Annotated in this window: 20 protein-coding genes and 1 tRNA gene; 14 read left to right on the top strand and 7 right to left on the bottom strand. The window is 55.6% G+C overall.

Translation table 11 applies throughout. The features are described 5' to 3' along the window. Positions 1-126: 126 nt before the first annotated feature. On the bottom strand, positions 127-702 hold the full coding sequence (locus tag HMCN_RS0112255) for a helix-turn-helix domain-containing protein (RefSeq protein WP_025917670.1): 576 nt from the start codon (positions 700-702) through the stop codon (positions 127-129). A 147-nt stretch (positions 703-849) separates the two neighbouring features. Between HMCN_RS0112255 and kbl the strand changes: the two genes are divergently transcribed. From kbl to moaD, 6 genes are all read left to right on the top strand, one after another. Beyond that, a complete protein-coding gene (gene kbl, locus HMCN_RS0112250) occupies positions 850-2,067 on the top strand; it encodes a glycine C-acetyltransferase (RefSeq protein WP_025917669.1) in 1,218 nt (405 codons plus the stop codon). A gap of 11 nt (positions 2,068-2,078) precedes the next feature. Beyond that, positions 2,079-3,059 (top strand): NAD-dependent epimerase/dehydratase family protein, encoded by a 981-nt coding sequence (locus HMCN_RS0112245; RefSeq protein WP_025917668.1) that lies wholly within the window; start codon positions 2,079-2,081, stop codon positions 3,057-3,059. A gap of 95 nt (positions 3,060-3,154) precedes the next feature. Next, positions 3,155-4,528, top strand: a complete 1,374-nt coding sequence (locus tag HMCN_RS0112240) for an L-serine ammonia-lyase (protein ID WP_025917667.1) — start codon at positions 3,155-3,157, stop codon at positions 4,526-4,528. A 278-nt stretch (positions 4,529-4,806) separates the two neighbouring features. After that, a complete protein-coding gene (gene thrC, locus HMCN_RS0112235) occupies positions 4,807-6,291 on the top strand; it encodes a threonine synthase (protein ID WP_025917666.1) in 1,485 nt (494 codons plus the stop codon). A 189-nt stretch (positions 6,292-6,480) separates the two neighbouring features. Further along, positions 6,481-7,710, top strand: a complete 1,230-nt coding sequence (glp, locus tag HMCN_RS0112230) for a gephyrin-like molybdotransferase Glp (protein ID WP_035626935.1) — start codon at positions 6,481-6,483, stop codon at positions 7,708-7,710. Further along, positions 7,710-7,967: a molybdopterin converting factor subunit 1 gene (gene moaD / locus HMCN_RS0112225; RefSeq protein ID WP_025917664.1), complete on the top strand. Its 258-nt coding sequence runs from the start codon at positions 7,710-7,712 to the stop codon at positions 7,965-7,967. The genes glp and moaD overlap by 1 nt, the downstream gene beginning before the upstream one ends. Positions 7,968-8,435: 468 nt before the next feature. Here the strand turns inward: moaD and HMCN_RS0112220 are convergent. After that, positions 8,436-8,520, bottom strand: a tRNA-Leu gene (locus HMCN_RS0112220). Positions 8,521-8,808: 288 nt separating this feature from the next. Here HMCN_RS0112220 and rnr point away from each other — a divergent pair. The 4 genes from rnr (at position 8,809) to HMCN_RS0112200 (ending at position 13,595) form a co-directional block, all read left to right on the top strand. After that, positions 8,809-11,235 (top strand): ribonuclease R, encoded by a 2,427-nt coding sequence (rnr, locus tag HMCN_RS0112215; protein ID WP_025917663.1) that lies wholly within the window; start codon positions 8,809-8,811, stop codon positions 11,233-11,235. 2 nt (positions 11,236-11,237) lie between these two features. Further along, positions 11,238-11,978: a 23S rRNA (guanosine(2251)-2'-O)-methyltransferase RlmB gene (gene rlmB / locus HMCN_RS0112210; protein WP_025917662.1), complete on the top strand. Its 741-nt coding sequence runs from the start codon at positions 11,238-11,240 to the stop codon at positions 11,976-11,978. 143 nt (positions 11,979-12,121) lie between these two features. Continuing rightward, the gene (gene cysE / locus HMCN_RS0112205; RefSeq protein ID WP_025917661.1) at positions 12,122-12,871 is read left to right on the top strand and encodes a serine O-acetyltransferase; all 750 of its coding nucleotides are present in this window, start codon (positions 12,122-12,124) and stop codon (positions 12,869-12,871) included. A gap of 10 nt (positions 12,872-12,881) precedes the next feature. Continuing rightward, positions 12,882-13,595 carry a YceH family protein gene (locus HMCN_RS0112200; protein WP_025917660.1) on the top strand — a complete coding sequence of 238 codons (714 nt, stop codon included), beginning with the start codon at positions 12,882-12,884 and terminating at the stop codon, positions 13,593-13,595. Between the two features lie 109 nt (positions 13,596-13,704). On the opposite strand, the gene HMCN_RS0112195 is transcribed toward HMCN_RS0112200, so the two are convergent. From HMCN_RS0112195 to HMCN_RS0112175, 5 genes are read right to left on the bottom strand one after another with little or no spacing between them, the layout of a single operon-like run. Then, complete coding sequence (locus HMCN_RS0112195; RefSeq protein WP_025917659.1) at positions 13,705-14,517, bottom strand: UDP-2,3-diacylglucosamine diphosphatase; 813 nt, start codon at positions 14,515-14,517, stop codon at positions 13,705-13,707. 35 nt (positions 14,518-14,552) lie between these two features. Then, positions 14,553-15,044, bottom strand: a complete 492-nt coding sequence (locus HMCN_RS0112190; protein ID WP_025917658.1) for a peptidylprolyl isomerase — start codon at positions 15,042-15,044, stop codon at positions 14,553-14,555. A 58-nt stretch (positions 15,045-15,102) separates the two neighbouring features. After that, positions 15,103-15,681: a peptidylprolyl isomerase gene (locus HMCN_RS0112185; protein WP_025917657.1), complete on the bottom strand. Its 579-nt coding sequence runs from the start codon at positions 15,679-15,681 to the stop codon at positions 15,103-15,105. Positions 15,682-15,691: 10 nt separating this feature from the next. Beyond that, positions 15,692-16,942 carry a murein L,D-transpeptidase family protein gene (locus HMCN_RS0112180; RefSeq protein WP_051566946.1) on the bottom strand — a complete coding sequence of 417 codons (1,251 nt, stop codon included), beginning with the start codon at positions 16,940-16,942 and terminating at the stop codon, positions 15,692-15,694. After that, the gene (locus tag HMCN_RS0112175; RefSeq protein ID WP_025917655.1) at positions 16,942-18,075 is read right to left on the bottom strand and encodes a tetratricopeptide repeat protein; all 1,134 of its coding nucleotides are present in this window, start codon (positions 18,073-18,075) and stop codon (positions 16,942-16,944) included. Before HMCN_RS0112175 ends, HMCN_RS0112180 begins: the two co-directional genes overlap by 1 nt. 148 nt (positions 18,076-18,223) lie before the next feature. Here HMCN_RS0112175 and cysS point away from each other — a divergent pair, with 148 nt between their 5' ends. The 4 genes from cysS to tilS form a co-directional block, all read left to right on the top strand. After that, complete coding sequence (cysS, locus tag HMCN_RS0112170; protein WP_025917654.1) at positions 18,224-19,639, top strand: cysteine--tRNA ligase; 1,416 nt, start codon at positions 18,224-18,226, stop codon at positions 19,637-19,639. Continuing rightward, positions 19,636-20,283 (top strand): DNA-3-methyladenine glycosylase, encoded by a 648-nt coding sequence (locus HMCN_RS0112165; RefSeq protein ID WP_035626931.1) that lies wholly within the window; start codon positions 19,636-19,638, stop codon positions 20,281-20,283. The genes cysS and HMCN_RS0112165 overlap by 4 nt, the downstream gene beginning before the upstream one ends. A 33-nt stretch (positions 20,284-20,316) precedes the next feature. Continuing rightward, positions 20,317-21,291, top strand: a complete 975-nt coding sequence (locus HMCN_RS0112160; RefSeq protein ID WP_025917652.1) for an acetyl-CoA carboxylase carboxyltransferase subunit alpha — start codon at positions 20,317-20,319, stop codon at positions 21,289-21,291. Between the two features lie 4 nt (positions 21,292-21,295). Then, a partial coding sequence (tilS, locus tag HMCN_RS17695) for a tRNA lysidine(34) synthetase TilS (RefSeq protein WP_025917651.1) occupies positions 21,296-22,404 on the top strand: 1,109 nt, incomplete at its 3' end.

The following is a 22,404-nucleotide window of genomic DNA, read 5'->3' as shown; positions in this document are numbered from 1 at the left end:
GCAAATTCTAAATTCCAATGTCAGTTATTCATTTTGTGAATAAATTCAATGTAAAAAATATTGTTTGTGTATGGCGGATGCGTGTCGTGGATGCATGTTGCATCGCATTTGAAGTCCTTGCTTGCTTCAGCGGTGGATCACCACCATCAGCGCCTTGGCTTCGGTTTTTCCGGCATTGCGGATGACGTGCTCCTGGTCGCCCGGATAACGGGCGGTGCTGCCGATTTTCAGTTTTTTCTTTTCGCCGCCGGCTTCCAGCTCCATCGCGCCGTGCAGCAGCGTCAGATGCTCCACCGTACCGGGGTCGTGCGCGCCGGAGGCCAGTTCGCCGCCGGGCGCTAGCGTCAATTCGTACCATTCGAATTTGCCGGCCAGTTCCATCGGCCCCAGGATGCGCATCACATAACCGGCGTGATTGCCCGGCAGGGTCGGGGTTTCGTGCGCTTCCAGAATGCGTATGGTTGCCGCATCCGGGGTTTGCCCGGTCAGCAATTCGCCGATGCCGACCCCCAGCGCATTGGCCAGGCGCCATGTAATGGCAATGGTCGGATTGGCTTTTTCGCGTTCGATTTGGGATAGCATCGACTTCGAGACGCCGGCCACGCGCGACAGGTCTTCCAGCGTCAAGCCGCGGGCGAGCCGCAGTTTTTGCAGGGTGGCACCGATTTCAGGCGGGGAATTAACAGGCTGCGCGCTTTTCATGATTGCAAAAGTTTTCTGTTGTCAGTAATATCCATTATATTGGATAGTAGTTCTGTATATTGGAATTTCGTATTTAGATTAAATTTCCCCCATCGTAACAGATGGCTTTTAAAAAACGATGCCGGATCCATTAAAAGAGAGAGAGACATGAATGCAGCAGCAAGCCGGAAACAACTGTTTATCCATGGCTTAGGCGAAAAGCTCGACAGTTTGCGCGAACAAGGCTTGTACAAGCCCGAACGCGTGCTGGCTTCGCGCCAGGGCGCCGAGGTGGTGTGCGACGACGGCCGCCGGCTGATCAATCTGTGCGCCAACAATTACCTGGGCCTGTCGGGCGACGAAGCCACGGTGCAGGCGGCAGTCAAGGCGACCGAGCAATACGGCTACGGCCTGTCCTCGGTGCGCTTCATCTGCGGCACCCAGACCGTGCACAAGCAGCTGGAGCGCGCGCTGTCGGATTTCCTCGGGATGGAGGATACGATCCTGTACGCGGCCGCCTTCGACGCCAACGGCGGCCTGTTCGAGCCGCTGTTCGACGAACAGGACGCGATCATCTCGGATGCGCTGAACCATGCGTCGATCATCGACGGCATCCGGCTGTGCAAGGCGGCGCGCTACCGCTACCAGCACAACGACATGGCCGATCTGGAAGCGCAGTTGCAGGCCGCCGCCGCAGCCGGCAAGCGCCATACGCTGATCGCCACCGACGGCGTGTTCTCGATGGACGGCACGATTGCGCAACTCGACCGGATCTGCGATCTGGCCGAGCGCTACGGCGCGCTGGTGATGATCGACGAATGCCACGCCAGCGGCTTCATGGGCGCTGCCGGACGCGGCACCCACGAGCACCACGGCGTGATGGGGCGCGTCGACATCATCACCGGCACGCTGGGCAAGGCGCTGGGCGGCGCGATGGGCGGCTTCACCGCCGCGCGCCGGGAGGTGATCGACACCCTGCGCCAGAAGTCGCGCCCGTACCTGTTTTCCAACACGCTGGCGCCGATGATTGCCGGCGCCTCGTTGTCGGTGCTGCAGCGGCTGTCGGCCTCGACCGAATTGCGCGACCGGCTGCATGCGAATACCGCCTACTTCCGGCGCGAAATTGCAACCCTGGGTTTCACCATCAAGCCCGGCACCCATCCGGTGGTGCCGGTGATGCTGTTCGATGCCAAGGTCGCGCAACAGTTTGCGCAGCGCCTGTACGAGCTGGGCGTGCTGGTCACTGGTTTCTTTTATCCGGTGGTGCCGATGGGGCAGGCCAGGGTGCGGGTGCAGTTGTCGGCCGCCCACAGCACGCAGCAACTGGATTCGGCGCTGGCCGCCTTTGCCCAGGCCGGAACCGAGCTTGGCTTGCTGAATAGATAAGGAAAACTGCAATGGAAAAAATCCTGGTTATCGGCGCCAACGGGCAAATCGGCAGCGAACTGGTGGAGGCGCTGTCGGCGCAACACGGCGCGGAAGGCGTGATCGCATCCGACCTCGGCGCCAATCTGCATCGCGCGGCACAGTACGAACAACTCGACGTGCTGGATGCGGTGCGCATGCAGCGCCTGATCGAACGCCATCAAATCACCCAGGTGTACCAGCTGGCGGCCATGCTGTCGGTCACCGGCGAGCAATCCCCGTTGAAGGCATGGGCCTTGAACATGGACGGTTTGCTGCATATCCTGGAAATCGCCCGCGAGCGCGGGCAGGCCGGCGCGCCGCTGCGGGTATTCTGGCCGTCCTCGGTTGCCGCCTTCGGCCCGCACACGCCAGCCGTCGCCACGCCGCAAACCACGATCATGGATCCGACCACCATGTACGGCATCAGCAAGCTGGCCGGCGAGCGCCTGTGCGAATATTATTTCCATAAATTCGACGTCGATGTGCGCAGCATCCGCTACCCCGGCATCATCAGCTACAAGTCGCCGCCCGGCGGCGGCACCACCGATTATGCGATTGCGATCTTCCATGCCGCGCTGCGGGGCGACTGTTACCAGTGCTACCTCGGCCCCGACACCACCTTGCCGATGATGTACATGCCGGATGCGATCCGCGCCACGATCGCGCTGATGGACGCGCCGGCAGCGCAAATCCGGGTGCGCTCTGCCTACAATGTGGCTGGCCTGAGTTTTAGCCCGAGCGAACTGGCGCAGGCGATTGCGCGCGTGTTGCCGCAATTCGAGATCCGCTATGCGCCGGACCAGCGGCAGGCGATCGCCGACAGCTGGCCGCACAGCCTGGATGACAGCCAGGCCCGCGCCGACTGGGGCTGGCAGCCGCAGGCCGATCTGGAGCAACTGACGGCTGACATGCTGAAAAACATTGCCGCACAAAAAATTTATGCAAGCCGGGTTAGCGGCTTCATTGCGTAACCCGACATTTGCGGGGCATGTCGGGTTACGCTATCGCTAACCCGACCTACGGTGCTGCGTTATTTGAGAAGCTAAAAAATATAAAAGAGACAACTATGGACATGCGGGTATTCGACCTTTTCAAAATCGGCATCGGGCCGTCCAGTTCGCATACGGTCGGGCCGATGCTGGCGGCGCGCCGTTTTTTGCTGGAATGCCCGGCGCTGGAGCAGGCAGTGCGGGTGCAAGTGGCGCTGTACGGCTCGCTGGCCCTGACCGGTGTCGGCCATGCGACCGATGGCGCGGTGCTGCTCGGCCTGATGGGCGAAACACCGCAGGAAATTGCGCCGGAATCGGTCGCCGCCAAGCTGGCTGCGGTCAGGAGCGGCGGCCGGATCGCGTTGCTCGGCCAGCACCCGGTCGATTTCGATGTGGCGCGCGATTTGCTCTGGTTCAAGCAGGAAAGCTTGCCCGCGCACCCGAACGGCATGCGCTTTAGCCTGATTCGCAAGGACGGCAGCAGCAGCGAGGCGGTGTTTTATTCGGTCGGCGGCGGCTTCATTTGCAGCGCCGGAGAACTCGGCGCGCCGCTGCCGCCGGCCGCAGTCGCCTTGCCATATCCGTTCGACACCATGGCGGACCTGCTGCAGCATGGCCGCGACAGCGGGCTGCGCATAGCCGCCATGCTGCGTGCCAACGAACAGGCGCATTGCAGCGCGCAGGAACTCGATGCCGGGCTGGATCGGATTTGGGGCGTGATGCACGACTGCATTGCCAGCGGGCTGCTGGTGCAGGGCGAGCTGCCGGGCGGCCTGCACGTCAAGCGCCGCGCCGCCGCGCTGTGGCATACGGCGCAGGATCCGGCCGATGTGCTGCCGCACGATGCGCTGCACCGGGTCAGCCTGTACGCGATGGCCGTCAACGAGCAAAACGCCGCCGGCGGCCGCGTCGTCACCGCGCCTACCAATGGCGCCGCCGGCATCATCCCGGCAGTGCTGCGCTATTACGCAGAGGATTGCCATCCGAGCGATCCGGTCAGCGGCGTGCGCGCCTTCCTGCTGACGGCAGCCGCAATCGGCATGCTGTGCAAGCGCAATGCCTCGATTTCCGGCGCCGAAATCGGCTGCCAGGGCGAGGTCGGGGTGGCATGCGCGATGGCTGCTGCCGGCCTGGTTGCCGCGCTCGGCGGCAGCAACGAGCAGATCGAAAATGCGGCCGAAATCGGCATCGAGCATCATCTCGGCCTGACCTGCGACCCGATCGGCGGCCTGGTGCAGATTCCGTGCATCGAGCGCAACGGACTGGGCGCGGTGAAAGCGATCACAGCCGCCTCGCTGGCGCTGAAAGGCGACGGCACCCACTACGTCAGCCTGGACGAAGTCATCGAAACCATGCGCCAGACCGGCGCCGACATGCAGGCCAAGTACAAGGAAACCTCGCTTGGCGGCCTGGCGATTCATGCGGTGACGGTCAATCATGCGGCTTGTTAGCGGGGGTATGGGGGAAAACAAATGCTTTTCCGCAATTACTCATTGCGGAATATATTAATACTGCCGCTCGTATATTTATCATTCAGTCAAGTGCAACGATTCGAAAGGAATTGCGCGAAAAGAGGGCGACAAGGCCCTTTCCGCTTCGCCCGCAGCGAGAGCGGCGCAGCTATAATAGTCGCCACTCCCGATAACCAACCTTCAGCGCTCGTGCGGCACCGGATTGCGTCAGTTTGCGTGACTTCCGGCGCCGTGCAGCCGATACTTACAGCCCAACTATGCAATACGTTTCGACCCGCTCCGGCAGCGCCCAATCCTGCCCACCACAATCCTTTTCCGATATCCTGCTCGGCGGCCTGGCCCCGGACGGCGGCCTGTACCTGCCGGCCGCATATCCGCGGATCACCGGAGAAGAACTGAATGCATGGCGCAAGCTGTCGTATGCCGACCTGGCCTATGAAGTGCTGAAGAAATTCGCCACCGACATCCCGGACGCCGACCTCAAGGCGCTGACCCGCAAGACCTATACCGCCGAGGTGTACTGCAATGCGCGCGAAGGCGACGACGCCAGCCAGATCACGCCGCTGCACCTGCTGGAAGAAACCGTCGGCCGTGGCGGCGCCAGGACGCTGATGCTGCAGGCGCTGTCGAACGGCCCGACGCTGGCCTTCAAGGACATGGCGATGCAGTTGCTGGGCAACCTGTTCGAATACACGCTAGCCAAGAATAATGCGGAACTGAACATCTTCGGCGCCACCTCCGGCGACACCGGCAGCGCGGCCGAATACGCGATGCGCGGCAAGAAGGGCATCCGCGTCTTCATGCTGTCGCCGCACAAGAAGATGAGCGCATTCCAGACCGCTCAGATGTTCAGCCTGCAAGACCCGAACATCTTCAATATCGCGGTCAACGGCGTGTTCGACGATTGCCAGGACATGGTCAAGGCAGTCTCCAACGACCTCGAATTCAAGGTGCGCCAGAAGATCGGCACCGTCAACTCGATCAACTGGGCCCGCGTGGTCGCGCAAGTGGTGTACTACTTCCGCGGCTACCTGGCAGCCACCACCGACAACACGCAAAAGGTGTCGTTCACCGTGCCGTCCGGCAATTTCGGCAACATCTGCGCCGGCCACATCGCGCGCATGATGGGCTTGCCGATCGACAAGCTGGTCGCCGCCACCAACGAAAACGACGTGCTGGACGAATTCTTCCGCACCGGCGTATACCGGGTGCGCAAGTCGGCCGAAACCTACCACACCAGCAGCCCGTCGATGGACATCTCGAAGGCGTCGAATTTCGAGCGCTTCATCTTTGATCTGCTGGGGCGCGACGGCGATCGCGTGCGCGCCTTGTTCCAGAAGGTCGAAACCCACGGCGGCTTCGACCTGTCCGGCAAGCCCGGCAGCGACGGCGACGAATTCGCCAAGGTCGCGCAGTACGGCTTTTTGTCCGGCAAATCGACCCACCAGGACCGGCTCGACACCATTCGCGACGTCCAGGACGAATACGGCATCACGATCGACACCCACACCGCCGACGGCGTCAAGGTCGCGCGCGAACACCTGACGCCGGGCGTGACTATGATCGTGCTGGAAACCGCGTTGGCCGCCAAGTTCAACGAAACCATCCTGGAAGCGCTGGGCACCGACGCCGAGCGCCCGGCCGGCTTCGAGAACATCGAAGCCTTGCCGCAGCGTTTCGACGTGATGCCGGCCGATGTCGAACAGATGAAGGCGTTCATCGCCAAACATACGGGCCTGTAAAAACCCTGTGCATTTCTCCCTTCTCCCGCACGCGGGAGAAGGGCCGGGGATGAGGGCGTTCCCAGAGCGCATCAGCATCCCGCTGCATGAATGAGAATAAACGTGGGAGTATAGGAAAAAACACTGAACTTACCGCATATATCAATTGCGGCATAGTTTTTTACTGCCATAGGTATGATTGGACAAACGATGATCGAAAATAAACCGCTGCTGAGCGCCGTCGAAGCGCTGGATTTGCTGCTGGCCGCCGCCAAACCGGTAACCGAAGTCGAAATCCTGCCGACGCTGGAGGCCAACGGCCGCATCCTGGCCGTTGCGCAAAGCTCGCAACTCGACGTGCCGCCGCAAGACAATACCCAGATGGATGGCTACGCGGTGCGCGCGGCAGATTGCGCCAGCGGGGCGGCGACCTTGGCCGTGGCGCAGCGGATTCCGGCCGGCCATGTCGGCCAAGAGCTGCAGCCCGGCACGGCGGCGCGGATTTTCACCGGCGCGATGATTCCCGATGGAGCGGATGCGGTAGTGATGCAGGAAGTGTGCGAGCGGGCCGGCGAGCAGGTCACCGTCCGGCATGCACCGCCGGTCGGCGAATGGATCCGCCGCGCCGGCGAAGACATCCGCGCCGGCAGCGTCATCCTGCCGGCCGGCACCCACCTGCGCGGGCAGGAACTCGGGCTCGCTGCTTCGGTCGGCCTGGCGGCATTGCCGGTGGTGCGCAAGCTGCGCGTTGCGGTATTTTTCACCGGTGACGAACTGGCGATGCCCGGCGAGCCATTGAAGCCAGGCGCGATCTACAACTCGAACAGATTTACGCTGCGCGGCCTGCTGGAAAACCTCGGTTGCGCCATCACCGATTACGGCATCGTGCCCGACAATTTGGCCGCCACCCGCGCCACGCTGCGCCGCGCCGCGCAGGAGCACGACCTGATCGTGACCTCCGGCGGCGTCTCGGTCGGCGAGGAAGACCACATCAAGCCGGCGGTCGAAGCAGAAGGGCGCCTGAACCTGTGGCAGATCGCGATCAAGCCCGGCAAGCCGCTGGCCTTCGGCGAAATCAACCGGGGTGCGGGCGAGGGCACGGCTTTCTTCCTCGGATTGCCCGGCAATCCGGTATCGAGTTTCGTCACCTTCCTGCTGTTCGTGCGGCCCTTCATCCTGCGTCTGCAGGGCGTGCAGGCGGTCGCGCCCCGGGCATACAAGCTGCGCGCCGATTTCAGCCAGAGCAAGGCCGACCGCCGCAACGAATTCCTGCGCGCCAGAATCAACGCCGATGGCGGACTGGACCCGTTCCCGAACCAGAGTTCGGGCGCGCTCACTTCCACCGTCTGGGGCGACGGCCTGATCGACAATCCGCCGGGCTGCGCCATTGCCCGCGGCGACATGGTCAATTTCATTCCTTTTAGCGAACTCCTCCACTGATGAACATCCAGCTCCGCTTCTTCGCCAGCATCCGCGAAACCCTCGGCACCAGCCAGGAATCCGTCACGCTGCCGGCGCACGTGCGCACGGTCGGCGACGTGCGTCATTTTTTGATCGAACGCGGCGGCGCATGGGCCGAATCCCTGGCGGAAGGCCGCACCCTGCGCATGGCCTGCAACCAGGTGATGACGGAACCGGAAATGCTGATTAGTGAAGGCTGCGAGGTGGCATTCTTTCCGCCTGTGACCGGCGGCTGAGCAATGGCGCACTGCGCTTCAACCCGGACGCGCTGGAAAAACCAGAATGTTCAGCAATGGATTTAACAGTCCTGTGGGTGCGTTGCCTCCCTTTTATCTACAAGGAGGAGCGGCCCATAATCATCGGATGTACAAAACATCAGACATGATGCGCCTGGTGATAATTGATGGCAGTGCGAAGTTTGTGGATGAATTTGGCGATGCGGGGGGGGATTTTGCTACCTGTGAAGAGTGGCGGAGCGGAGGACAATGTTACCCGTGCAGAAGAACCGGGGAGTGCCGTTTGGCTATCGAATTGAACAGAGTTTTATCTTCAGCGCAGTGAGAATTTGTCTGGACAGTGGAGTTCGCCTTACACGTCGCTATTTTTAGACATCATGGGCGAATAGGGAGAAACAAACAAAAAAGCCCGTAATCAATTGATTTCAATTGAAAACGAGCTTCTATGCATACTTCTCAAAATATTTTTGGTGCCCACGGAGGGACTCGAACCCCCACACCCAAAGGCACATGGACCTGAACCATGCGCGTCTACCAATTCCGCCACGTGGGCACTGCAACCGCTATCATCTCATTTAAGCAAGATGGAAAATACTGTGCATCAAATTTCGCCTGAATCCAGATAAAGCCCAATCCAATTTTAATTTCATCTGCTAGTATGTGTACTTTGCAGTTGGTTTCAAACTTTGATTAGCCGCGAAAGACTGAAATTATAAAGCAATGCAGTCAGATGTCAACAACTGAAGGCATATATTTTCCTCGGGTTTGCACTGGTTAGGAGAATTTCCCTGCCTCCGTTACACTACGGCATATTCTTGCTAAAACTTACTTACATATCCTTTTGAGCCAATTTCCCTACATTATTCCTAGCCGAGAAGACATTCTCAGTATTCTGCGTTCAACCAACGTGCCCTTGGATGTGCAATCCATAGCGTTGTCGCTTAATGTCAAATCAGATGAATTTGATGGCTTGATTCGACGCTTGAAAGCGATGGACCGTGATGGTCAGATCAAGCCCGACCAGAATGGATGCTATCGACTGGCAGACCAGTCCAGCTTTATTTTAGGTCGGGTTAGCGGCCACCGCGATGGTTACGGATTCCTGATTCCAGAGGATGGCACTGCAGATGTATTTCTTCCGGAAAAAGAGATGCAGAAAGTCTTGAACGGAGATCGCGTCCAAGCAAGAATTATAGGCACTGATCGGCGCGGCCGTCCTGAGGGCAGTATCGTTGAGGTGGTTGAACGGGCCAATATCTACATCATCGGGCGTTTGTTGAACGAAAGCGGTGCCTGGATTGTAGTGCCGGAAGACAAGCGGATTGGGCAGGATATTTTGCTCATCGGTTCGTTGGGCAAGGCGAAATCGGGTCAAATTGTCAGTGTCGAATTAACCGAACAGCCATCCCGCTACTCTCAGCCGGCAGGAAAGATTGTCGAAGTATTGGGCGATATTGATGATCCTGGCATGGAAATAGAGATCGCCGTGCGTAAGTTCGGCGTGCCCCATGTGTTTTCTGTGGAAGCGACAAAACTGGCGGCTAAACTTCCTGCCGAAGTGCTGGCAGCGGATTTGGCTGATCGGGTCGATTTGCGCGATATTCCGTTAGTCACTATTGATGGTGAAGATGCACGGGATTTTGATGATGCCGTTTATTGTGAATCCATCAAAATTGGGCGTGGCAATGGCTTTCGTTTAATCGTTGCTATCGCAGATGTCAGTCACTATGTAAAACCTAATGATGCGCTGGACCATGATGCTCTCGAACGCAGCACATCGGTCTATTTCCCGCGCCGTGTCATTCCTATGCTGCCGGAGAAATTGTCGAATGGCCTTTGTTCGCTCAATCCGGACGTAGACCGGTTGACGCTCGTGTGCGATCTGGTGATCAGCGCACAAGGTGAAATCAAGGCATATCAGTTCTATCCTGCAGTCATGCATTCCGCTGCCCGGTTTACCTATACCGAAGTAGCCGAGATTCTTGCCGATACCAACGGCTTGGCGGCTTCGCGGCGCCAGTCGCTGGTGCCGCATCTGTTGAATCTGAATGCCGTTTATCACGCTTTATTGCAGGCTCGGAAAGCACGCGGCGCAATCGATTTTGAGACTACTGAAACCTATATCGTATGTAATCCGTCAGGGAAGATTGAAAAAATCATTCCGCGCACCCGTAACGATGCTCACAAGATCATTGAGGAATGCATGTTGGGTGCAAACGTTTGTGCTGCCGACCTATTGCAACGGCATAAACATCCCGGCACGTACCGTATTCATGCCGGCCCCACCGAAGAAAAACTGAATCAGGTTAAAACGTTCCTCAAGCAAGCCGGCCTTTTCCTAGGGGGAGGCGATTCCCCGGCAACCTCCGATTATGCCGAGTTGATGGATAAGATCAAGCTCCGCCCGGATGCGCCTTTGCTGCAAACCATGTTGCTGCGATCCATGCAGCAAGCTGTCTACAGTCCTGACAATATCGGACATTTTGGACTAGCCTACGAGGCTTACGCTCACTTTACCAGCCCGATTCGTCGCTACCCGGATCTGTTGACGCACCGCGCGATCAAGGCGATTATCCAAGGCAAGCGATATGAGCCTAAAGGGATCGACCCCAGCCTGCTGAACACGACCCTGTCGACATCCACCCGGCGCCAGCAGGTTAAGGACAAGGCGCAGGGCAAGGTGAAGCCGGAAGCCAATCTGACGATCTGGGATGCACTGGGAGTGCACTGCTCTGCAAATGAGCGTCGTGCCGATGAAGCCTCGCGCGATGTCGAAGCCTGGCTGAAATGTTATTTCATGCGCGATAAACTCGGTGAGGAATTCACCGGTACGGTTTCCGGCGTGACGACCTTTGGCATTTTTGTGCAACTTGACTCACTTTTCATCGAAGGTTTGGTGCACATTACCGAATTGGGCACCGATTACTTCAAATACGATGAGACGCGGCATGAGTTGCGTGGCGAGCGCACCGGAAAGCGGTACCAATTGACAGATCGGGTAACCGTGCAAATCAGCCGTGTCGATATTGATGCACGCAAGATTGATTTGCGTCTGGTGAGTGAGTTGGGCGCAGTAAATTCTGTCAAGGACGGGGCGCGCCGCACAAGTCCCTCCGGCAAGAAAAGCAAGGTTGGCTCAGAGAAAAACAAGTCGCTTTCCGGGACAGAACAAGCTGTCAAACCAAAGTCCGTCAAGCGTGCAGCGGCAGCGCCGGCAAAGGCACGCGCACCAAAAACAGCAATTAAAGCGGCCAAAAAGAAGCGATAAAGATGAAGAGTAAAATGATTTTCGGCTTTCATGCCGTAACAGCACGTTTGCGCCATGATGCCTCCTCGGTTGAAGAGATTTATATCGACTCCGCGCGCCATGACCGGCGCATGCAGGAATTGGTCCGCGCTGCGGAAGCTGTCAAGGTACGAATTATTCAGGCTGATGATCAACGCCTGAGCAATATCATCGGCACACGCCGTCATCAGGGAGTGGTGGCCAAGGCCGGCGAACTTTCCCTGGCGCGCAATCTGGATGAATTGCTGGACGCAATCGTCGGGCCGCCTTTGCTCTTGATACTGGACGGCATTACTGATCCGCATAATCTGGGTGCCTGTTTGCGGGTGGCGGATGGTGCCGGCGCACATGCGGTTATAGCGCCCAAGGACCGCGCGGTAGGGCTCAATGCAACGGCCGCCAAGGTTGCCAGCGGTGCAGCGGAAACGGTGCCGTATATTACTGTGACCAATCTGGCCCGCACCATGCGAGATCTCAAGGATCGGGACATCTGGTTGATCGGCACCACGGAGGATGCAGAAAAAACCATTTATCAGGGAGATTTCTCCGGTCCCGCGGCGCTTGTAATGGGGTCGGAAGGAGAGGGCATGCGGCGCTTGACGCGCGAGACATGCGACGTACTGGTGAGCGTGCCGATGTTTGGCTCGGTGGAGAGCCTGAATGTCTCGGTCGCTTCCGGCATTTGCCTGTACGAGGCGCGGCGCCAGCGCATTGCTGCGGTATAAATTACAAAGCAAGGCCTGTCATCGATTCGGGCCTTGCTCGCTTCAAGCATGCGGTTTTTTGTTGCGACACTTGCATTCGATGGCACGGTGAATCTTCCTCTTGAGCGTTAATGTCGCGTTTTCGCCTACTTACTCCAATTTTTATGTTCAGCAATCTTCGAGAAGATATTCGCAACATCATTGCGCGCGACCCGGCGGCACGCAATGCATGGGAGGTTTTGACCTGTTATCCGGGGCTGCATGCGATTATCGCGCATGGATGGGCACGTTGGTGCTGGACGCATGATTTGAAATGGCTGGGGCGGTTCATTTCGCATATCGCACGAATTTTCACCGGCATTGAAATTCATCCCGGAGCCATAATCGGACGTCGCGTATTCATTGATCATGGGTTTGGCGTGGTGGTTGGCGAAACCGCTGAAATTGGTGACGATTGCACCATTTATCAAGGCGTAACGCTTGGCGGAACTTCGCTCTACAAGGGCGTTAAGCGCCATCCGACGCTGGAACGGGGTGCAATTATCGGCGCTGGCGCACAAGTTTTGGGTAGCTTTACCGTGGGTGAGAACGCCAAGATAGGTTCCAATGCGGTCGTCGTAAAAGCCGTGCCGGCGGGGGCGACGGCGGTTGGCAACCCGGCTCGCATTATTCAAAAAAGCGCGCCGGAGTCAAGGGAAGAATCGACTGCACGCATGTTTGCAGCGTACGGCGTCACGCCGAATGGGGATGATCCACTATCCAAGGCGCTGCATGGCTTAATTAATAACGCGGCAGCGCAGGAGCACCAGATCGAGAAAATGATGAAGGCCTTGAAAGTTGCGGGCATCGCCTGCGATAGTGCTCCAGAGTCGGACAAATTCAATCCGGACCAGATGAACAAGCTTGTGGAATGAGGTAGTTAAATTGGATACGCAATTGAATCTCGAAGGCGCGATCGAACAGCGCTCCGATGCCGGCCATGTGCTAGATGTTTTCGAGATCCGGGTATTGGCCGTTCTGGCCGAAAAAGAAGCATTGACACCGGATAATTACCCGTTATCGCTCAATGCGCTGGTCAACGGCTGTAATCAGCTATCGAGCCGCGACCCGGTTATGTCGATTTCCGAGAGTACTGTGCAGGATATTCTGCTGCGCCTGATGCAAAAAAAGTTTGTAGCCGAGGTGCGCCAGGCCGGTGCGCGAGTATCGAAGTATGAGCATCGCTTGCGTATAGTATGGCTGCTGGAGCAAGACAAACTGGCAATCCTTACCCAGCTGATGTTACGCGGCATTCAAACTGCCGGTGAAATTCGAGGCCGTAGTGCAAGGCAGCATGATTTTACTTCGATTGCCGAAGTCGAATCCGGATTGCAGTTCCTGATGGACAAGTATCCGCCGCTGGTTGCCTGTTTGCCTAAGACACCCGGCACCAAGGAATCCCGCTATGCGCATTTGTTGTCCGGCGACGATGTTTTGACGCAGCAGGAAACTGCGGCGAGCTTTGCGTCAGGTAGTGTGGTGGTCGCGTCTTCGCGGCATGACCGGGTTGGTCAACTGGAGGAGGAAGTGGTGCGGCTACGGCGCGAAGTCGACTGGCTGACCGAGCAGTTCGAGACCTTCAGAAAACAATTTGAGTGATGCTTGGCCGGCTATTCGAAGGCTTCGGTCAATTATTAAATACATTGCACGGTATTTTTAATGTCCGCTTTAATTGTGTGACGAGATAAGGTATTTTTATGCATACTCCCTATTTCTCATGTTCCTGAAGCGACTCTGGAATCTCATGTCCGGCAATATCGAAGCGCCTGATTGCTCCATTCGTATCGATTGCAATCCAGCCGCCGCGCGGCACGTTCGTATCGAGATCCCAGTCGGGCAACACATATCTGACGCGTTGCTTATCGTTCCTGATCGATGCATGGCGGGCAGGGCGGTGGGTGTGGCCGTGAATCAGGATCGCTGTGCCGGTCGCATCAAACAAATCATCGATCGCCAGCGCGTTGACATCCATGATGTCCTGCAATTTCATGCTTTTAGCCTGGCGACTGTCATTGCGCAAGCCGGCAATGATGGTCTTGCGTTGCGATAATGGTAGCGACAGGAATGTCGCCCGCCATTGCGCTTGCCTGACTTGCGCCCGGAATGCCATGTAGGCAGTGTCGTCAGTACACTGCATGTCGCCGTGTGCCAGCGCGATGCGCTGGCCGCCGATATCGGTTACAAACGGATCCGGCAGCAGTGTCACCCCTGTCGTCTCGGCAAACGTAGTGCCTACCAGAAAATCGCGGTTGCCTGCGATCCAGAATATCCTGACGCCGGCGTCGCTCTGCGCCCGCAGTGCATTCGCTACGCTCTTGTTATACGGGTCATCCAAGTCATCGTCGCCGGCCCAGTACTCAAACAAGTCTCCCAATAAATACACTTCTTGCGCCTGGCTGGCACGCTGTTGCAGGAAAGTGAAAAACGCCTGGGTAGTGCAGGGTTGCGACTGGCTCAGATGCAGGTCGGAAATAAAAAGCGCAGCCGTCGCCGGTTGCGCCATCGAAGAGACTGTCGTCATAAGGTTGACTGCGGGTTAAAACCGGGCGATGAAATTCAAACCAGTTCTGCTTTTTCGATGATGACGTCTTCAACCGGGACGTCGGCATGTCCGCCGGCTGCGCGGGTGGTCTTGACTGACTTGATCTTGTCTACCACGTCCGTGCCTTCCACCACCTTGCCGAACACGCAGTAACCCCATCCATCCTGTCCGGGATAGTCGAGAAAGTCATTGGCTTTGGTGTTGATGAAAAACTGTGCCGATGCCGAGTGCGGATCCGATGTGCGTGCCATTGCAATTGTGTATTGCGCGTTCTTCAGACCATTCTTGGCCTCATTCTCGACGCAATTGTTGGCAGATTTTTGTTTCATGCCGGGCTCAAATCCACCGCCCTGAATCATGAAACCGTCAATGACACGATGGAAAATGGTGCCGTTGTAATGCCCGGAACGGACATAGTTGAGGAAATTTTCAACCGTTTTAGGTGCTTTTTCAGCATCTAGTTCAAGTGTGATGTTGCCGTGGTTGGTGGTGAGGATGACTGCCATAAAAGTCCTTTTTGTATGCGTTGACAGGATTTTCTAACTTGTGCCAATTTTTCACAATTTAGCGGATAAGTGAGGCCGACTCAATGACCACTGCCTTAACCGGTACATTCTGATGCATGCCGGAATCGGCAACGGGAACCGCTTTTATCTTGTCGACGACTTCAGTGCCCTTGATGACTTTGCCGAAAACAGCGTAGCCCCAGCCGTCCGGGCTTGGATAATCCAGTGGCCGGTTATTGTTGGTGTTGATGAAAAACTGTGCGGTGGCAGAATGTGGCGCGCCGGTACGTGCCATGGCGATGCTATAGGTGACGTTCTTGAGGCCATTTTTGGCTTCGTTTTCGATTTGAGCGCCAGTCGGTTTCTGTTGCATGTTCCGGTCAAAGCCACCACCCTGAATCATGAAATCCTCGATGACACGATGGAAGATGGTGCCGTTATAGTGGCCGTTTTTGACATATTGCAAAAAATTGGCGACGGATTTCGGTGCTTTTTCCGGATAAAGTTCGAGTACGATTTCACCCATGCTGGTTTTCAGGGAGACTTGTGGCGTATCGGCAGCCTGGGCCCAGCCGAGCGCGCCGCTGAACGTTAATCCGGTAAGCAAAGTACAGAAATGACGGCGTGCATGTTGCATTATTGGCTCCTTAAATATTGGCTTCATAGATGATTTTCCATTGAGATCCTTCCTTGGACCAGTACTGGCGCTTGCGGATGGATTTGATTGTCTTGCCAATCGGGATGTCTTGCGTGAAGGTACCGACGATCATTTCATTCTGGCCGGGATAGCGGAATAGTGAAACATCACGCAGCTTGGTGGCTTGCCCGCTAAAGCTGGCAAGCGTATCCCGGTTTTTTGCAAGCCAAGCCTTCAAATCATCCCCTGAATCCGATTTAAATTTTTTGGAATAGTTCGTGCTCAGTCGTGCCAAATCCGTGCTTTCCGCATCATGACGCCATTTATTGGTCATTTTGATGGCTGCATCTCGTTCCGACTGCCATTTCGCTTTGCCGATGAATTCGACGTGATTGCTGATGATGACGGGGGTTTTTCCGATTTGCACAGAGGAAAAAAGCTTTTCCAGATCCTGGTTGGTCAAGACTACACAACCATCCGACGCCAGCGGCGGTCGGCTATAACTGTCAGATGGTGTGCCGTGCAGCCAAATTCCGGAACCGTTGCGACCATTTGCCTTGTCCCATTCATTCGGGTAATTAATGGGCAATGCCCCGGCGCCATAGAAATCAGGCAGCCGGGATTTGGCCAAATGGCTGGTAATGTAATAAACGCCTATTGGCGTTTTCTGGTCGCCTTCCCGGGTTTTGTCGGTGCCAAACTTGCCTTGTGAAATGTAATAGTCAGACAGTAGTTTTAACTGCTCCCCCTGGTTTTCGTAGACATATAAACGAGAATTTTTTGCATCTACAACCAATACAGTTTTTTGTTGGCCCATCAGCTGCAGCACGGAGCGCGGCATTAAATCGAGATCCGGTCGCTTTCGCAGCGAGTTCAGGCGCGCCATTGCCTCATCGCGCAGATCGGTCATCTTGCCAACAGGTGCATTCTCGGTTGCGCCGAACTTTCTTACTGCGCTTGCATGCATCATCAGCAAGTCGCCGCGTATCAAGTGACCCAAACGAAAATTTGGATAAATAGTGACTAGTTCGTCCGCTTTTGCTTGCGCCTCCTTGAGGCGATTGGCGGACAATGCTTCGTATACGGCAATGAGTAGCGCATCAGGGTCCGTATTCGCAGCGGGCATGGCGACCTGATTGCGGGGCGGCAAAGGTGACGATGGGGCGGCCAGACCTGAGGCACATGGCAGCCAGATCAGTCCTAAAAATAAAATGCGCCCAACAATAGCTGTTGGGCGCCAATGTAAAACGGAGTACCGCATCAGCTACCTGTTCGTTCCTGCTTGATTTGCCATTTGCCGCCCTGTTTTGTCATCAACAAGGTTTTGCTGCTATTGGAAGTGAAGTTGTTTGATTTGTAACTTTGGCGGAATTTTACGGTTGCCGAATCGCCGGTTATCACCACTTTTGGCGATGCAATTTTGATATTGATACGGTTTTTTCCCTCTATGCGAGCGCGCCGTTCCTCCGACCAAGCTTTGTGCGACAGTCCTTGCGGCGGCTGGAAGTCACTGCTGTATGCCCCAAGATATCCCTTCATGTCCTGATCGCTCCATGCGCTCGCCCATTTGTTAACAGCGTTGATGATGTCGCCGATCTCCGTATTTTCCTTAGGTGCAGGGTGCGGCTCGGTATTTGCCGCGTGCTTGACTGCGGCCGTGTGCTCTGCTTTTGCAGGGAGGGGATTGGCAGCAGCTACCGGTGTGTTTTTGGCTGCATTCGGGCGTGCTTCTGTTTTGGTTTCGGGCGACACTGATGCAGGTTTTTCTGTCGCGGTAGCGGCCAAAACAGCAGGTTTGGCCGTCAATGCGGGAGCCGTTCCGTTTTTGTGGGCGACGCCGGCTGCGGTGCTGCCCATCAGGGTACGAATCAGAGTCAGCTTGGATTTTGCGGCGGCATTGTTCGTGTCCAATTGCAGTGCCTTGTCGTATGCCTGGCTTGCCAGTTTGGCATATACATCGCCCAGATTTTCGTGCGCAGTAGCGTAAGTCGGATTGGTGCGAATTGCCATTTCCAGTGCTATACGCGATTTTTCATATTGATTTGTGGCTGCAAACAATACAGCAAGGTTATTGTATGGTTCCGGCAGACGAGGGAAATCCTCGGTTAATTTGGTAAATACAGCGATCGCTTCCGTTGATTTATTTTGTTCGGTAAGGATCAAACCCTTCAGGAATCGCATTTGCGCATCGCGCGGTTGCCGGGCCAGATAGGCATTAGCCTTGGCAAGAGCTTCACCGTATTGTCCGGACTGGGTTAATTTGCCGACTTCAGAGAGGTCGTCAGCAAGCACCGGCATTGCATAAAATGCAGCCAGCAGGCCCGAGAGGGCAATAATCCGGCCGAAGACGCGATTGATGGACAGATTCAGGGAGTGGCGAGTGGCAAAAGGCATGGATTTATCGATGTTATACTTCGGCGAAAAAGACATTCTATCAAATAAGCACTATTAAAAGGATTTCGGCGATTCGCGTAGCACCACGTTACATGTCAGCATGGACAGAGATTGCAACGAATACACTTTCGACTGAAACAAATACCCGATGATCACCCAAAAGATTTACAACACGCTTGCGCGTGAGAAGCAGGCTTTTACTCCCATCGTGCCTGGCAAGGTCAGCATGTATGTTTGCGGCATGACGGTCTATGATTATTGTCATCTGGGCCACGCGCGCGTGATGGTGGTATTCGACATGGTGCAGCGCTGGCTGCGCGCGTCTGGTTATGTTGTCACTTACGTCCGAAATATCACTGACATTGACGACAAAATCATTAAACGCTCGGTAGAAAACGGTGAAACCATTGCGCAGTTGACTAACCGTTTTATCCAGGCCATGGATGAGGATGCTGCGGCGCTGGGTGTGCAAAAACCCGATCATGAGCCGCGTGCCACGCAATATGTGCCCCAGATGCTGGGCATTATCGAGAAGCTGGAGATGAATGGCTTGGCCTATCGGGCTGCGGATGGCGATGTCAATTTCTCGGTGCGCGACTTTGCCGGCTACGGCAAGCTGTCCGGAAAATCCCTGGACGATCTGCGCGCCGGAGAGCGGGTTGACCTTAATGCTGGCAAGCGCGACCCGCTGGATTTCGTTCTTTGGAAAGCATCAAAGGAGACTGAGCCGGAGGAGGTCAAGTGGGATTCGCGCTGGGGGCGAGGGCGGCCGGGCTGGCATATAGAATGTTCTGCCATGTCAGAGCAAATTCTAGGTGAGCAATTTGATATTCATGGCGGCGGACAGGATCTGCAATTTCCCCATCACGAAAATGAAATCGCACAATCGGAAGGCGCGCATCAACATCGATTCGTTAATTATTGGATGCACAATGGATTCGTGCGGATCGACAATGAAAAAATGTCGAAGTCTCTGGGAAATTTTTTCACCATCCGTGAGGTACTGAAGAAATATGATCCGGAAGTGATTCGCTTTTTTATCCTGCGCGCGCACTATCGCAGCCCGCTGAACTATTCCGATGCCCATCTTGACGACGCCAAGGGCGCATTGACGCGCCTTTATACTGCGCTCAAAAATGTCGCCTCTGATAAATTCCCGTTGGACTGGCAAGAGCCATATGCGATGCGCTTTGCCGAGGCGATGGCGGATGATTTCAATACGCCGCTGGCAATTGCCGTTTTGTTCGAGTTGGCGAATGAACTCAATCGAAGCAAAAACCCCACGGTGGCGCGTCAGTTGCTCGGTCTGTCGGGTACGATCGGATTGCTGCAGCGTGAAGCGGAAAATTTTCTGAAGGGCCGTACTGCAGCAGGCGACGATGTGCATGATTCAGGAGCATTATCTTTATCGGAAAACGAAATCGAGTCCATGATCAATGCCCGCGTCGAAGCCAAAAAGAACAGAAATTTTGCGGAGGCGGATCGTATTCGCACAGTGTTGTCAAGCGCTGGGATCGTATTGGAAGACAAGGCTGGCGGCGTTACCGAATGGCGTCGTTCATGACTGATACAAACAAAATAGCCATACAGGATATTCCGGCTTATTGGCCGGAGGCTAAAGTCCAGCTCATGAAGCGCGATCGCATCATGAGCCGATTGATTCCGCAATTCGGCGATCTGCATTTAGTGGGCCGGGGCGAACCGTTTACAACCCTTGCGCGTTCGATCGTCGGGCAACAAATATCAGTCAAATCCGCAGAAGCGGTTTGGCAACGGCTGTTGTCGGCATGTCCAAAATGCACCCCTGCGCAATTGCTCAAGATCGGGCAAGAGGGCCTCGCGGGCTGTGGGTTGCCCAAGCGCAAGACAGAATATATTCTTGATCTGGCCGATCACTTCAAGGAAAAGCGGGTACATGCGGACAAATGGATTGAAATGGATGATGAGGATGTCATTGCAGAATTGATCCAGATCCGCGGTATCGGGCGCTGGACAGCCGAGATGTTTTTGATATTTAATCTGCTGCGGCCGAATATTTTGCCTTTGGATGATCTCGGATTGCTCAAGGGTATTAGCATGAATTATTTTTCTGGGGAGCCGGTTTCACGTAGCGATGCGCGTGAAGTGGCCGCTAATTGGGAGCCTTGGCGAACCGTGGCTACGTGGTATTTGTGGCGTAGCCTGGATCCTGTCCCGGTAGAATATTGAATCCACCTCCAATTGGAGTGACAAGGAAATACGATGAGTAAAACAACATTTCTCAACTTTGAGCAGCAGATCGCCGAACTTGAGACGAAAATCGAGGAATTGCGCTTCGTGCAAGATGACTCAGCGGTCGACATTTCCGAAGAAATTGAAAGGCTGTCCAAAAAAAGTCAGCAACTGACCAAGGATATTTACGCAAAATTAACCCCTTGGCAAGTATCGCAAATTGCCCGGCATCCACAACGTCCGTATACGATGGACTATGTAAGCGAAATTTTTACCGATTTTCACGAACTGCATGGCGACCGCACTTATGCCGATGATTTGTCTATTGTGGGCGGCTTAGCCAGGTTCAATGGTCAAGCCTGCATGGTGATCGGTCATCAAAAAGGCCGCGATACCAAGGAGCGTGCATTGCGCAATTTCGGCATGCCCAAGCCGGAAGGATATCGGAAGGCGATGCGCCTGATGAAGTTGGCTGAAAAATTTAGCTTACCGGTGTTTACTTTTGTCGATACTCCGGGAGCATTTCCTGGCATCGATGCCGAAGAGCGCGGACAGTCCGAAGCGATAGGTCACAATCTGTACGTAATGGCCGAGCTTAAAGTGCCGCTGATTGCCACGATTATTGGTGAAGGCGGTTCTGGCGGTGCGTTAGCCATTGCGGTCGGCGATGCGGTGCTGATGTTGCAATATGCAACGTATTCTGTGATTTCCCCGGAAGGATGTGCGTCAATTCTCTGGAAAACCTCTGAGCGCGCTTCCGATGCTGCCGAGGCACTGGGCCTGACAGCGCATCGACTCAAGGCAATGGGGCTGATTGACAAGATCATTAACGAACCACTGGGCGGAGCCCACCGCGACCCGAAGCAGATGGCATCGTTGCTCAAGCGCGCATTGGCCGATACTCTGCGCCAGTTCCAGGGCGTGAAAACAAAGGATCTGATTACCAGTCGCCATGAAAAACTGATGGGTTACGGTAAATTCAAGGAAATTTCGCCTTTGGAGTAAGTTTGTGAACAATAATCAGGCTGCGTTGGTCAACGAAGCCTTCGAACTCGCGCTAAAGAATATCCTGGCGCGCGTTTCTGCTTCTGGCAATTTGCAGAGCAGGCCATCCGTCGATGATGACCCGGTTCTTCCGGATACACATGAGGCTCCTCGGAAGTTGGCGATTGCCTATAGCGGCGGGCTCGATTCATCTGTGTTGTTGCACCTGATACATGCATTCTCGGTCAAATATAAATTTGATCTGTGCGCCTTTCATATCCATCATGGAATCAGTCCCAATGCAGACGACTGGCTGGCGCACTGTGAGGCCCAGTGCCGACAATTGAATATACAATTTGATGCACGCAAAATTGCAGTTGTAAAATCGGCCAGGAATGGATTGGAGGAAGCTGCGCGCATCGGCCGATATGCCGCACTGGGTGCTTTATGCCGTGAACATCGGGCATCAGTACTTCTGACTGCACACCATCAGGATGATCAGGCGGAAACTGTTTTGCTGCAATTGTTGCGCGGTTCAGGCGTGGCGGGATTATCCGGCATGGATATCCAGAATGTCGCTGCGGATTTGTTGGGCAACGCAAGTCTGGAGATGGCGCGCCCGCTGTTGGCGGCATCCCGCGCAGAGTTGGCGGCGTTTGCCGCTAAAAACGACATCCGCTTTATCGAGGATGAGTCGAATGCTGATCTCCGTTATGCGCGTAATGCGTTACGACATACAGTAATGCCGGCACTGGGACAATCGTTTCCCGGTTTCCAGGGGCGCCTTGCCAGGGCCGCCCAGCATGCGCAGTCGGCGCAGCGCTTGTTGATTGCCTTAGCTGTACAGGATTTGCAGGATTGCCAAGACGGCGATTGCCTCGATATCAGGCAACTCAGACGATTGAGTTCGGACCGGATTTATAATTTGCTGCGCTACTGGTTCGGTTCGCGTGGCGTACGAATGCCATCAACCGCCTGGTTGAGCGAAATGCTGGTGCAATTACTGGAAGCCAAGGACGATGCGCAGTTGTGTGTTACGCACGCCGATTGCCATATTCGTCGTTATCGCGATCGCATATTCATGACGCCAAAACTTGATGCGACCGGATTGTCTGCGGCACCGATTGCGTTTCG

Source organism: Herminiimonas sp. CN (genome assembly GCF_000622895.1).
Taxonomy (GTDB): domain Bacteria; phylum Pseudomonadota; class Gammaproteobacteria; order Burkholderiales; family Burkholderiaceae_D; genus AVCC01.
The sequence above is the reverse complement of the archived record's forward strand: the minus strand, read 5'-3'. Positions and strand labels throughout refer to the sequence as shown.